The sequence below is a fragment of the Bifidobacterium sp. ESL0825 genome, from assembly GCF_052606465.1.
The window spans coordinates 1,777,032-1,789,836 of sequence record NZ_CP199589.1 but is presented as its reverse complement, the minus strand read 5'-3'; the positions used below and the strand labels follow the sequence as shown (position 1 = coordinate 1,789,836).

The following is a 12,805-nucleotide window of genomic DNA, read 5'->3' as shown; positions in this document are numbered from 1 at the left end:
CTGCGGCAGCCCGCCCGGGATTGCGTGGCGGAAAGGAAGCCCGTGGAAACATTCATCCTCATTCTGTGCATACTTGCTGCCGTCCTCGTCTCTTCCTTCATTTCCAGATTCATTCCCCGGATCTCCACCCCTCTGGTCCAGATCGCCCTGGGCGCAGTCATGGCCCTGCTGCCCATTTTCCCGCGGATGCGGCTGGATCCTGAGCTGTTCATGGTCCTCTTCATCGCGCCCCTGCTCTACTACGAGGCCCACACCATCAACAAGGTGGAGCTGCTCAAGGGCTTGCGGTCATCCCTTTCCCTGGCCATTGGCCTGGCTGCCCTGACCATGATCATGGTGGGCGTCATCCTGCATGCTGCCTGGCCCATGTTCCCCCTGGCTGCAGCCATGGCCCTGGGCGCCGCCCTGGGGCCCACCGATGCCGTGGCCGTCTCCTCCCTGGGCGAGAGCGCCGACCTCACACCGGACGAACATTCCATTCTTGCCGGCGAATCGCTCTTCAACGACGCCACCGGCGTCATCGGCTTCCAGTTCGCCATCCTGGCTACCGTGACCGGCTCCTTCTCCCTGCCCCGGGCCCTGGGCGAGTTCCTCCTCGAGTTCGTGGGCGGCATCGGCTTCGGCCTGATCATGGGATTTGTGGTCAATTGGCTCTTTGAGTCAGCCCGTCGCCTGGGCTGGGAAACCACCACCACCAGGATCCTGCTGGAGCTCTTCCTGCCTTTCCTGATCTACATGGTCGGGCAGAACATCCTGCATGTGTCCGGGGTCCTGGCCGTGGTCTCCACCGGACTGCTGGTTCGCTTCGACCACACCGGAGTAGGCCCCAACACATCCAAGGCCAACATCGTCTCATCCAGCGTCTGGAAGGTGCTCTCCTTCAGTCTCAACGGCGCGGTCTTCGTCCTTCTGGGCATGCTGCTGCCGGCGGCCATGGGCACCAGCTGGCGAGACCGGCGGGTCAGCAACTGGATGCTGGTGGCCACCATCACCCTGGTCTGCCTGACCGTGATCGTGCTGCGCTTCCTCTGGACGGCCAGCGTCCTGATCTTCACCAAGGACCATGAAACCGGCAGCAGACGAAGGATCACATCCAAGCTCCTGAGGTCGGCGGCCGTCATGACCTTCGGCGGCCCCAAGGGGACCATCACCCTCTCCTTGGCCCTGACCATCCCCTATATGACCGACGACGGGTCCGTCTTCCCCATGCGCAGCGAGCTGATCTTCGTGGCCGCCGGGGTCATCATCGTCACCCTGGTGCTGGCCAACTTCGCCCTGCCGCTGCTGGCCCCCTCACAGAGCAGCGAGGTGCCGGCCCAGCAGGTCGAAAAATCCATCAAGGTGCTCAGGGGCACGGTCCGGGAGCTCTCCAGCAGGATCACTGACGAGAACCGGCTGGCCATCCAGCAGGTGATCAAGCAGTACAACCACCGCATCGCCAAGCTCAAGTCGCGGATCGGCCAGTACTCCCCCAAGGACTTCCAGGACCTGCAGGTGCAGACCATGGAGTGGGAGCAGGACTACATGGAGGAACGGCTGAGCCGGATCGAGGAGGCCCAGGACCAGCTGGAGGAGCGGATCAAGAACGAGAACGCAAGTATTGAGCAGGCACCTGCATCAGCACAGCCTGCGACCGAGGCCGAACCCAGCACCGAGGCCGAGACCGTAGCAGACAGGGATGCCGACGCCCAGCTGATCGACCGGCGCAGCGACCGCGGAGACGACCAGGAGGAACTGCTGAATCTGCGCAGCCAGGAACAGGCCGCCCGCAGAATCCTGTCCACCATATCCGGGTCCCTCTTCCACCTGGACAGGGGCGGGGAGCTCCGCTGGAGGGCCTACACGGCTCGCAGACGACTCAGGGGCCTGCTGCACAGCCAGTTCCACCGCCTGAAGCACATGACCCAGCCGATCGACAAGGACCGTGTCTTCGTGGCCGGACGCCACCTGCAGGCGGAGATGAACCACTTCCTGATTGAAAAGCTCTACTCCGAACTGGGCAAGGGACGCTTCAAGACCGAGGACCTGCTCAACACCATCATCAACCACCAGATGATCGAATCCTCGGCGGAGGGGAAGACCGAGTACGCGGGCATGCCTGCCGTCAGAGACCAGGTGGAGGAAGCCAAGCGCGAAGGGTATGCCATCGAGCTGGGTCAGATCCAAGACATGGTCGAATCCGGGGAGATCTCGCGTACGACAGCCAGGAAGATGCGCCGCAACGTCTACGTCATGCAGGTAGACGCCGACTCGGCCCTGTGAGCCGATCTACATGAGGCCCGAGGTCACGTCAATCTCGCCCAGCCACTGGCGAAGGTCGTTCATTTCGCGCATGTCGACGGCATGATCCAAGTGGTCGTACTCGGTGGTGTGCAGCCAGACGTGCTCGTCCAGCCAGGCGGCCAAGGCCCGGAATTCGTACTTGGGCACCGTGGTGTCATCCGAACCGAAACCCAGAAAGACCGGCTTGTTCAAGCCAGCCAGGCGCTCATCCGCGGGAGCGGTGCCAGGCACCAGACCCGGGGCCAGGAACCCGGACAGGCATATGGATGCCCGGTAGCGCTCGGGGTTGACCCGAAGCAGATGAACAGCCAGCATGGCTCCCTGGGAGAAGCCCATGGCCACCACCGGTCGGTCCTCCGGGATGTTGGCTGAAACCCAGGCGTCCACAGCCCGAGCGGCTGCATAGCCATCCCGATCCAGGTCCTCCTGCTCGGGGCGCATATCGTGAAACCAGGTGTAGCCCGGGCCGAACATGCCGCGCTCGCTGCCTGGCACCACCATGGGCGCCCGAAGGGATGCGTAGTCGTTGTAGGGGGCCACGTAGCGCATCAGGTCAGCCATGTCCTCCTCGTTGGAGCCCCAGCCGTGCATGAGTACAAAAATAGGCCGCGAGGGGTTGCCCGTGCCCTGCTTGCGGGACCAACGGACCTGCTCGACCTTGAGCTCCTGCCCAAAACGTCCGGGCACCACCGTGGAGGGCCGACCCACCAATCCGCCGTCATCCTTTTGTGCTTGATCCATATCTGCCACGATAGTCGACTGGCCCGGTCATTCACTGCTGGCTCATGAGCGGCTCGGCCTGGCCACCCCACTGGCCCTGCAGTCCGGTCACCTGGGTCTTGCTGCCCACCACCATCCAACGCTTGCCGGTCAGCATCCATAGATCCTGGGGCTGCAGCCCACCTCCGTAGCGGGAGAGCAGATCAGGCACGCGGGCGCGGATGGGGCCCTTGGCCAGAGATGCCGCAGAATCGTTGTCGAAGACCACGTAGGCCATGGTCGTATCCGTGCAATACCGGGCCTGGGAGATGCCCACATACCCGTCTAGGCCGATGTCATGCCAACCCGAAGCGCACTGACCGACAGCCTTGTCGATACCGCCGGTCATAGCCTGAGCCGAACTGATGGGCGCTTCGTCACGCGCAGGAGCCTTGATGATGCCCTTGGGAAAAGAGTTGGCGATGAGCAGGCCTGCCACGGTCAAGAGCATTCCGCAGACCAGAAGGATAATGCCCGCCGAGCCTACCGATGGCCGGTTCGGGACTGGTCCGGAATGACGGGCTATGACGACCAGGATGATGGTCAACAGGGCAAAGGCCACAGAGACGCCCACCCAAGCCGAGATGCCCACCTGGCCTATGACCCCCAGCCTGGAGGGGGCTATGGCATGGGCCAGCAAGGCTGCGCCCGCCAGAGCCGAGACCAGCCCCGTAACTGCCGCAAACCGACTCCAGATGTTGGCATGGGCTATCTGAATAGGACGCTCATCAATATCCGGGCGAGGAGGATAGGAGGCTGGCAGACCCTCGTCATACCCGCTGTCCGCCAGCCGCTGATCCAGCTGGTTGAATCCATCGGCCATCGACCTCGCCACCTTTCACGGTTGGTTTCAGTCTATGGGGGCGGACACAAGCAAACCAGCGAGGGCGACCAATGCTTCACCATCCCAACATCCTGCTGGGCTGATAGATGGGCATAGTTCTATAGGCATAGGTGCTTATCGCCGCGATGTTCGGCACATGCACAGGCCCGGTGACGGCGAAAGGTCCCAGAGCTCAGTTAGCGTTCACCCCTTGATGTCTCGGGGATCCTTCTTGCCTATGGTGCGCTTGTCGCGGATTTTGTTGCCGCCCTTGTTATGGATGTTGACCTCGCCGCCGCCGGACCGGTCTGCAAAGACCTTGGCCTGCTTGGTGGCCTCTGCCTTGGTGGCGAAGGTGCGGGAGACTCGTGAGGCCCCGGCCCGCTTGACTGTCCAGAGATCGCGATCCTCGTCGTATTGCACGTGATAATCAGCCATGATGGCCGTCCTTTCCATACTTCCCTGTACCCCCTCATCTTCCACTGCCCGGCCTGAGGCACCGTGCTTCGACACACCAGAATTTTCAGGAATATTGTCAGATACTTATTTTGCGAAAGGAATACTTTTTTACTAGCTTTACGACCTATAAAGAGTCTGAAAATGGCATTTGTAATAAAACAGCTTTAGGAGAGAGGACAAATACAAACGGCAAAATGACGATGGTAAGGAGCGCCTCTACAAACCGAAAAAGTTATAGATCTGTCTGCAAAAATCGAAGCTATATCATTAGATCAGCTTCTAATATTCTTAAATCGCCCAGACCTTCTCTATTGCGTCAAATTCTGAGTATCAGGAACCTAACCTAGACATTTGTAGATGCTGAAAGCCACTTCACCCCAGATAGTAAGGAACAGTTATATGCAGTTAACAAGAAACATTCGTGCCCACTAATGCGCTAGAAACCACAGGATGGCCCGCACTGCGGAAACTATGCATAAATCATAAAGTATCGAGTATAGTACAAGTGAACTTGAAGACTGACTCAACAGATCCGTATTTGTACTTATACATGCTATAAGCTGCGAATCCTTCTGGGAAAACGCGTTGATCAGACCCCTGCTCCTTAAAGATGTTGATAAAACTAATCACTAACCAACTGTAACTTTCCTAGATAAGCCCTTTTGAATTGCATCTGCGCATATTCTTGTTAGCGGCTCTCCAATTGCTTCTTTATAGTTAAAACCGAGAAGTTGTATGGCTTTGAGCGTATCCACTGAAATAAGTGCATTTATTTGATCTGCTGTCTTCGTAAATTCTGCATCATATTTACCGAAAATTCTAATCAGTTTTTCTATAGTATTATGTAAATGGTTGATGTCATCATCGCTGATTTCAATCCTATCCACCTCTGTCTTGTACGCTTGGGCTATCCTTATAGCTTCAGCCCGATCCTGCACTAAATCGTTGATAATTGCATCATATGCATTAGCCATTGCATTCTGATCTTTTTGCAGTTTAATCGCTTTCACCTTTGAAAGAACCCCATCGCCAACAGACTTTGCGACTAGTTGTGTGAGAGATACTGCAGCGGTCTCTAAAGCAGTCAATTTTGATCCTCTCATGACTGAATCATAGTTAGAACACTTGTGTTTATTTTATTTATGAATAGGAAAATAGAAACCATCGCCTTCTTCGGCATTCCAATGTTTCTTGCGAGAGCGGGCGACGGGAATCGGACCCGCCTCTGAAGCTTGGGAAGCTTCCATTCTACCAATGAACTACGCCCGCAAATCCGGCTACCGGGGTCAGACCTCGGCCAACCGCATGCGAGTCACCATGGTAGCAGGTCTCGGCGATGTGCGCGAATCACCAACACCGGGCACGGTTGCGAGACAGGTCTTCAGTCCACTTTCATACGGTGCCGTCAGGCTCGATCAGGTCCGCCACCACTGTGCTGCAGGCCCCGAGCAAGGCTGCATCCTCACCCAGGGCCGAGCGGTCAACCACAAGGGGCCGCCGGAAATCAGCGGCCAGGGCATCGTTCATGGTCTTCTCCATGGCGCTTAGGAAGATGCGGTTGACCACTCTGGAGTCGCCCAGGACAGCCACGCGAGGAATGTCCATAAGGCCGGCAGGCATGGTCAGGGCACGGCCCAGCAGTTCACCGGCCCGGCGCAGAATGCTGGCCAGATTGTCAGGATCCCTGTCCATCGCGGCAGTCAGCTTGGGAACGCTGATCAACGATTCCAAGCAGCCCCGCTTGCCGCAGCGACACTGAGGACCGGTGGGGTCCACCACCACATGGCCGATCTCGCCGGCCGCGCGGTTGCAACCAGTCACCAGCTCGCCGGAAACCAGCAATCCTGCCCCAACTCCGTCGCCCAGGTGGACCAGCAGCAGGTCAGATTGGCCTGAGCCGAACTGCTGCTCGGCCAGAACCTCGTTGTTGGCATCGTTGTTGACCGTAACCTCAAGGCCTGTCTTCTCATGCAAATAGCCGCGCAGATCGGTCTGAACCCAGCCCAGGTTGGTGGCATCATCGACCACGCCTTCAGCACTGACGATGCCGGGACTGGATACGCCGATGCCCATAATGGGATGAGCTGCCCGCTGCATCAACGAATCGGTCAGCTCCCCCACCAAGTCCAGGGGAACCTTGCCGTCAGCAGTCAGCGGGATCTCCTCACGCGCGACCACCTGCCCGGTCAGGTTGAGCACTGCCCCTCTGAAGACGTAGGGCGTGGAAAGATCCAGGGCCAGGATGCTGCGCCCGTCAGGATTGATGCGCAGCAGCCGTCCCCGCTTGCCCGGCCCGGTGGATTTGCTATAACCCACCTCCATGAGCAGATGCTCGCCCAGCAGCTCGGCCACGATGTCTGATATGGCGACCCTGGTCAGCCCTGAAGCTCGGGCCAGATCAGCCCTGGTCATGCTGACATCGGGGTAGAGCAGCCTGAGCAGGATGGCTCGGTTGTGATGCCGCACCGACTTGGGCAGCGCCTTGGACAGGTTGCCGGTATTGCTGGTCATGATTCGCCTGACGATAGATAATGCGGGAACGGGGACCCGCCATGGGGATTGGGCCTTGAACCCCGTGACTATGCCCATCCATGCTTGCTCCTTATATTGTAAACTTCCTTGTCCAGGCAGATCCAGATCTCGCCATAGCAGCATAAAAGCGGTTCGTTTTCATGACTGCTCCTAGCATCGTAGACAAGACCACGGGGCTGCCAGTAAAAAGTTTAGTTTCCTAACAATTACGTGTTAGGCTGTGAACAGATACCAGAAACAGCTGCATCCCCTCGCTGAGCAAAGGAGCGATCGCCATGACCACGACACCGAACCATTCGGGAACCTCACCGTCCGCCATCAACCCCCGATACCTGCTGGGCAACGAGGCCAACCGCATCTTCATGGCCTCGCAGACCTACGGTTTCCTGGACTTCGGGCGCGGGTTCCCTACCGAGCAGGGCGGCGCCGGCTGGCTCAATGACGACGGCAGCATCGACCCCGACCAGGGCATTCAGACCTGGATCACCTGCCGGATGACCCACGTCTACGCCATCGGCAGCCTCCTGGGCTACCCGGGAGCGTCGGAGCTGGTCCACCGCGGCGTCCAGGCCCTTCAAGGCAACCTGCACGACGATGAACACGGCGGCTGGTACCCCTCAGTCTCCTGGCAGGGCCAGCCCGAGAGCGGCAAGTCTTGCTACACCCACGCCTTCGTGGTCCTGGCTGCCTCCTCGGCCATGCTGGCCGGCGATCCCGATGGACAGGAGCTGCTGGATCAGGCGCTGGAGATCTTCAACCGCTACTTCTGGGATGACAAGAAGGGCCTGGCCGTCGATACCTGGGACAGCGGCTTCACCCGGCTGGACCCCTACCGGGGGCTCAACGCCAACATGCACAGCACCGAGGCCTTCCTGGCCGTGGCCGATGCCACCGGCAAGGAGGACTACCGCGAGCGCGCCGGCCGCATCATCGACCAGGTCATCAGCTGGGCCGAGAACAACCAGTGGCGCATTCCCGAGCATTTCAACAGCGACTGGCAGGCCGACCTGGACTACAACCAGGACAACAAGGCCGATCAGTTCAAGCCTTACGGTACCACACCGGGCCACGGGATCGAATGGGCCAGGCTGATCACCCAGTACGCATTAAGCAGATTCGATCAGGAGACCGACCGCCGCCGCTATATCGAAGCTGCCGAGCACCTGTTCGCCAGGGCTGTTGAGGATGGCTGGGCCGCCGACGGAGCCGAAGGTCTGGTCTACACCACGGACTGGCAGGGCCGCCCGGTGGTCCACGACCGCATGCACTGGACCCTGGCCGAGGCCCTGAACACCTCGTCCACCCTCTACGCAGCCACCGGCAAGGCCACCTACGCCGACTGGTACGCCACCTTCTGCAGCTACGTAGACCACTATCTGATCGACCACCAGGGCGGATCCTGGTGGCATCAGCTGGATGCCGACAACCACGTGATCGGCACGGTCTGGCCCGGCAAGTCCGACCTCTATCACGCCTTCCAGTCCACCCTGATCCCCTACAACGACCCGGCGGTCTCCATCGCTACGGCCATCAAGCAGGCCTGCGGGCAGGGACGGACGGACCAGGGCCAGGCCCGCTGAACCCCATGGCAACATCGACCCCGCATCCCAGGGCGGACAAAGCTAGCGTCCAGACCGGCCCGATCAGCCTGGGAATTGACATCGGCGGCACCAAGATCGAGGGCGTGGCCATAGATGGTGACGAACACCTGCTGGCCTGCCATCGAACCCCCACGCGCCAGGGCAACCAAGCGGTTCATGACGACACAGCGGCACTTATCCGCCACATGCTGGATCAGGTGGGCCCAAACCAGGGTCCGGTCACCGTAGGATTAGGCATCCCGGGGCGAGTGGATGCCAATCGGGGGATGGTGGATGACGCGGTCAACCTAGGCATCCGCCACATGGCTCTGGGCCCTGCTGTTGCCAAGACGACCGGTCTGCTCGTCCGCGTCGAGAACGATGTCAACGTCGCTGCTCTGGGAGCTGCCTCGCAGGCTGGCAACACCCTGATAGCACCTGGAGCCACACCACACTCCGCATCTGCCCGGAACCAGGCCCGACGCCCCGCATCAGAGCCTGGGCGCGACGGACCCAGGGCCCTGCCTGACCAGGACAACCACGTAGTGGCCTTCATCAACCTAGGCACGGGTCTGGCAGCAGGCATCATACGCGGAGGCCGAATCGAGCACGGAGCCAGCGGAGCAATCGGCGAAATCGGCCACATCCCAGTGGATGCCCACCAGTTCCCCTGCAAGTGCGGCCAGCGTGGCTGTCTGGAGACCGTGGCCTCAGGCTCGGCCGTGGAAGCCCTCTGGCCGGGAATCGCTCATCCCCTGCCCGACCTGATCGCCCAGGCAAGTCAAGGGAATCAGCGCGCCCAGAGAGTGGAGAACATCATCGGCCATGGCATTGCCCTGGCCGTGCAGATCGTGGCCCTGACCATCGATCCCGCAATCATCATCCTGGGCGGCGGCATGAGCAAAACCGGCCAGCCCCTGCTGGATCTGGTCACCGAGCATCTGCATAGGAGCGCGGCCTGCAGCCACTTCATCGCATCGCTGAATCTGCCCGACCGGTTGCGCCTGACCACGGCCGACCTGCCCATCGCAGCCATCGGCGCCGCCCTGGCAGGACGCATGGCCGCCGACAGTCGCCCATTTGACTTTATCGGAAAGGAAATCGCATCATGACCGAAATCATCATCGTCAAGTCCCAGGAGGAAGCCGGCCGAATCTATGCCCGCTGCACGGCCGACCTGATCCGGCGCAAGCCTGACTGCGTACTGGGTCTGGCCACGGGGTCCAGCCCCCTGGCGGCATACCAGGCGCTGGCTGATCTGGTCCACAAGGAGGGGATCGACGTATCCCAGGTGCGCGGCTTCGCCCTGGACGAGTATGCGGGGCTGGATCCGGCCCACCCCCAGTCCTACCGGTCCACCATCGACCGGACCGTGGTCGAACCTCTGGGCCTGGACCCCGCCAAGGTGAGGGTGCCCAATGGGAACCTGGACACCATCAAGGACGCTGGCCGCGTGTACGACCAGGCAATCGAGGATGCCGGCGGCGTCGACCTGCAGATCCTGGGCATCGGCACTGACGGACACATCGGCTTCAACGAGCCCGGATCCTCCCTGGCCTCGGGCACCCGCATCAAGACCCTGACCGAGCAGACACGCATCGACAACGCCCGATTCTTCGACAATGACATGGACCAGGTGCCCACCCACTGCATCACCCAGGGAATCGGGACCATCCTCAAGGCACGCCAGCTGGTCCTCCTGGCCTTCGGGGCCGGCAAGGCGGAAGCTGTGGCCGAGAGCGTAGAGGGCGGCATATCGTCCTTCTGCCCGGCCTCCGCCCTCCAGATGCATCCCCACGCCACCGTGATCGTGGACGAGGCCGCCGCCTCCCGCCTGCGCAACCGCGACTACTACAAGTGGGCCTATGCCAACAAGCCTGACTGGCAGTCCATCTAGAAGGCAGAGCAAACATGTCCAAGGAAGCATACGAGTCGGCGGGGCTCGCGGTCGAGTCATCCCTGAATGGACCGGCCCATCCCCTTGTCCTGACCGGCGCAAGGCTGATAGATGCCCGGGGCATCAGGGAAGACAGCTGGATTCTGGCCCTGGATGGCAGGATCAAGCAGGTCGGACAAGGCCGGGAGAGCCTGGAATCCGCACTGCGAGCCGCTGGCCTGCCCAGCCTGCCCCCCTCCGTCCAAACTGAATCCGATAACCATGACGTGAATGCGGACGGCGTAGAGTTCATCGATGCGACCGGCTTCATTCTCACCCCAGGGTTCATCGACATCCACTCCCACGGCGGCTGGGTTCACTCCTTCGATGACGGTGACGAGGCCATTCGCACGGCCAGGGCCTGCCATATGGTCCATGGAACCACCCGGCAGGTGCTCAGCCTGATCACCAACCCGGTCGACACGATGTGCACCAATCTGCGCTCGGTCAGGCGGGTCATGGACTCCAGACCCGACGTGCTGGGCGCCCACTTGGAGGGTCCCTTCATCGCCCTCTCCCGCAAGGGGGCGCACGATCCCAAGTGCCTGCGCGACCCTGAACCCGCGGTTCTCGACAGTCTTCTGGAGGCCGCCGACGGTTGCATACGCCAGGTGACGCTGGCCCCCGAGCGCGACCATGGCTACGAGGCCATTTCCCGCCTGGCCGGATCTGGCGTGGTGCCCGCGGTCGGCCATTGCGATGCCGACTATGACCAGACCCGCCGCGCCTTTGATGCCGGCGCCCGCATACTCACTCATGTCTTCAACGCCATGAACGGCATCCGCCACCGTCAGCCAGGACCCATTCCGGCCGCCATGGAGGACCCTCGGGTCACGGCCGAGCTGATCAACGACGGTTTCCATGTGCAGGACCCCTGCGTCGATCTGGCCTTCAGGCTCTTCCCCCATCGGATAGCCCTGGTCACCGACGCCATGGAGGCCACCGGCTGCGAGGACGGCGCCTACAAGCTGGGTTCCCTGGATGTAACCGTGAAGGGCGGCCACGCCCGCCTGACCTCCAACGGAGCCATCGCTGGTTCAACCCTGACCCTGGATGTGGCAGTCGGCCGAGCCGTCCAAGCCATCGGCCTCCCAGCCCCACAAGCCGTGGAAGCCGCCACTCTGACACCTGCCCGGGCCCTGGGACTTGACCGTCCCAACCCGATCACCGATGCTCCGCTGGGTCTTCTGGCACCCGGCTATGCGGCCGACCTCCTCCTCCTGAACCCGGCAGACTGGTCCGTCAAAACCGTGGTCTGCAACGGGCGCAGAATTCAGATCTAAAGCACGGATAACCTAAAGCCTCGGGTTCCTCGTTGCCTCTATGACGAGCTGGATTCTTCGCAACTGAGGGCACTAAGGCGGAAACGGTCACCACTATCGACAGGTGTACAGGCGCCCCAGCCCGCTGTTCTCTCAGTACCCCACTTGGGCTCCATGCCCGGAATTCACCTGGGTCTGACCCATCTCCTGGCTCATCTGCATCAGACGAGCTATGCGCTCATTGGTGGGCGGATGGGTGGAGAAGAGCCTGCTGAATCCCCGGACAGAGAAGGGATTCTCGATCATCATGGCGGCGGCGCTCTGGGTGCCGGCGGTCTGCGGCATGGGCGCGGCCTGAGACCCGTAGGATATTTTGTTCAGTGCCGATGCCAGAGCCGCCGGGTCCCCAGTCAGCCGACTGCCGTCCTCGTCGGCGTCATACTCGCGGGTGCGCGAAATGGCCATTTGGATCAGGGAGGCGCCCAAGGGGGCCAGAATCGAACTGATCAGCACGCCCAGGAGGCCGAAGACGCCGGAATCGTTATCCCTGTCCCGGCTGTCGCCGCCGAAATACATGAGGGAGTATCCCAGGTAGGTGATGACCGTGGCCATGGCCGAAGCAACTGCAGAAGTCAGGATGTCGTGGTTGTAGACATGCATGAGCTCGTGGCCCAGCACACCGCGAATCTCACGCTCGTTGAGGATGCGCAGGATCCCCTGGGTGCAGCAGACGGCGGCATGGCGCTCGTTGCGGCCTGTGGCAAAGGCATTGGGCGAGTCGGTGGGGGCGATGTAGATGCGGGGCATGGGCTTGCCGGCCCTCCCTGACAGCTCCCGGACAATCCGATAAAGGTCGGGAGCCTCCTGCTCGCTGACCGGCCGGGCATGCATGGAGGCGATCGCCACCTTGTCGGAGAACCAGTAGGATCCGAAAGTGGTGGCCAGGCCTATGAGGATATAGACGCCCAGCGTCCCCTGGCGACCGCCGGTCAGCCACCAGATGAGCATAATAACGGCCCACATAAGGGCGAACAAAAGCGTCGTTTTCAGGCCGTTGAAATGTCCGTGAACCTTCAGCTTGCCATTCATGGGTTCCATGGTAGACAATGCCGCTGAATTTTTGCTGAACGACCGCTGAAAAGATAGGACTGCTGGGCTCCTCCCCCTACTG

11 protein-coding genes and 1 tRNA gene are annotated in these 12,805 nt (G+C 61.0%); 5 read left to right on the top strand and 7 right to left on the bottom strand.

Annotation, left to right across the window (positions count from 1 at the left end; all coding sequences use genetic code 11):
- Nucleotides 1-42: 42 nt before the first annotated feature.
- Nucleotides 43-2,262: a cation:proton antiporter domain-containing protein gene (locus ACUIAG_RS07545; protein WP_445339540.1), complete on the top strand. Its 2,220-nt coding sequence runs from the start codon at nt 43-45 to the stop codon at nt 2,260-2,262.
- A gap of 6 nt (nt 2,263-2,268) precedes the next feature.
- Here ACUIAG_RS07545 and ACUIAG_RS07540 read toward each other — a convergent pair whose 3' ends face one another.
- The 6 genes from ACUIAG_RS07540 to ACUIAG_RS07515 all read right to left on the bottom strand — a co-directional run bounded on the left by ACUIAG_RS07540 (nt 2,269) and on the right by ACUIAG_RS07515 (nt 6,835).
- Nucleotides 2,269-3,024, bottom strand: coding sequence for an alpha/beta hydrolase (locus ACUIAG_RS07540; protein ID WP_024627569.1), 756 nt, complete (start codon nt 3,022-3,024; stop codon nt 2,269-2,271).
- Between the two features lie 31 nt (nt 3,025-3,055).
- Nucleotides 3,056-3,865 carry a hypothetical protein gene (locus ACUIAG_RS07535; RefSeq protein ID WP_445339539.1) on the bottom strand — a complete coding sequence of 270 codons (810 nt, stop codon included), beginning with the start codon at nt 3,863-3,865 and terminating at the stop codon, nt 3,056-3,058.
- Between the two features lie 204 nt (nt 3,866-4,069).
- On the bottom strand, nt 4,070-4,303 hold the full coding sequence (locus ACUIAG_RS07530; RefSeq protein ID WP_144085876.1) for a DUF2188 domain-containing protein: 234 nt from the start codon (nt 4,301-4,303) through the stop codon (nt 4,070-4,072).
- Between the two features lie 650 nt (nt 4,304-4,953).
- Complete coding sequence (locus tag ACUIAG_RS07525) at nt 4,954-5,427, bottom strand: hypothetical protein (RefSeq protein WP_313839767.1); 474 nt, start codon at nt 5,425-5,427, stop codon at nt 4,954-4,956.
- A gap of 95 nt (nt 5,428-5,522) precedes the next feature.
- Nucleotides 5,523-5,593: transfer RNA gene (locus tag ACUIAG_RS07520), tRNA-Gly, on the bottom strand.
- 123 nt (nt 5,594-5,716) lie between these two features.
- Nucleotides 5,717-6,835, bottom strand: coding sequence for an ROK family transcriptional regulator (locus ACUIAG_RS07515; protein WP_445339538.1), 1,119 nt, complete (start codon nt 6,833-6,835; stop codon nt 5,717-5,719).
- A 296-nt stretch (nt 6,836-7,131) separates the two neighbouring features.
- On the opposite strand from ACUIAG_RS07515, the gene ACUIAG_RS07510 reads away from it, so the two are divergent.
- From ACUIAG_RS07510 to nagA, 4 genes are read left to right on the top strand one after another with little or no spacing between them, the layout of a single operon-like run.
- Complete coding sequence (locus ACUIAG_RS07510; RefSeq protein WP_445339537.1) at nt 7,132-8,436, top strand: AGE family epimerase/isomerase; 1,305 nt, start codon at nt 7,132-7,134, stop codon at nt 8,434-8,436.
- 5 nt (nt 8,437-8,441) lie between these two features.
- Entirely contained in the window at nt 8,442-9,548 is a 1,107-nt protein-coding gene (locus ACUIAG_RS07505) for an ROK family protein (RefSeq protein ID WP_445339536.1), read from the top strand.
- A complete protein-coding gene (gene nagB / locus ACUIAG_RS07500; protein WP_045923808.1) occupies nt 9,545-10,333 on the top strand; it encodes a glucosamine-6-phosphate deaminase in 789 nt (262 codons plus the stop codon). Before ACUIAG_RS07505 ends, nagB begins: the two co-directional genes overlap by 4 nt.
- 14 nt (nt 10,334-10,347) lie before the next feature.
- Nucleotides 10,348-11,655: an N-acetylglucosamine-6-phosphate deacetylase gene (gene nagA / locus ACUIAG_RS07495; RefSeq protein ID WP_445339535.1), complete on the top strand. Its 1,308-nt coding sequence runs from the start codon at nt 10,348-10,350 to the stop codon at nt 11,653-11,655.
- 132 nt (nt 11,656-11,787) lie between these two features.
- Here nagA and htpX read toward each other — a convergent pair whose 3' ends face one another.
- The gene (htpX, locus tag ACUIAG_RS07490) at nt 11,788-12,723 is read right to left on the bottom strand and encodes a zinc metalloprotease HtpX (RefSeq protein ID WP_445339534.1); all 936 of its coding nucleotides are present in this window, start codon (nt 12,721-12,723) and stop codon (nt 11,788-11,790) included.
- Between the last annotated feature and the right edge of the window lie 82 nt (nt 12,724-12,805).

Coding starts and splice junctions, on each gene's coding strand:
- htpX (WP_445339534.1), bottom strand. CDS start 12,723: ATGAATGGCAAGCTGAAGGTTCACGGACATTTCAACGGCCTGAAAACG.
- ACUIAG_RS07540 (WP_024627569.1), bottom strand. CDS start 3,024: ATGGATCAAGCACAAAAGGATGACGGCGGATTGGTGGGTCGGCCCTCC.
- ACUIAG_RS07505 (WP_445339536.1), top strand. CDS start 8,442: ATGGCAACATCGACCCCGCATCCCAGGGCGGACAAAGCTAGCGTCCAG.
- ACUIAG_RS07525 (WP_313839767.1), bottom strand. CDS start 5,427: ATGAGAGGATCAAAATTGACTGCTTTAGAGACCGCTGCAGTATCTCTC.
- nagB (WP_045923808.1), top strand. CDS start 9,545: ATGACCGAAATCATCATCGTCAAGTCCCAGGAGGAAGCCGGCCGAATC.
- ACUIAG_RS07515 (WP_445339538.1), bottom strand. CDS start 6,835: ATGACCAGCAATACCGGCAACCTGTCCAAGGCGCTGCCCAAGTCGGTG.
- nagA (WP_445339535.1), top strand. CDS start 10,348: ATGTCCAAGGAAGCATACGAGTCGGCGGGGCTCGCGGTCGAGTCATCC.
- ACUIAG_RS07530 (WP_144085876.1), bottom strand. CDS start 4,303: ATGGCTGATTATCACGTGCAATACGACGAGGATCGCGATCTCTGGACA.
- ACUIAG_RS07535 (WP_445339539.1), bottom strand. CDS start 3,865: ATGGCCGATGGATTCAACCAGCTGGATCAGCGGCTGGCGGACAGCGGG.
- ACUIAG_RS07510 (WP_445339537.1), top strand. CDS start 7,132: ATGACCACGACACCGAACCATTCGGGAACCTCACCGTCCGCCATCAAC.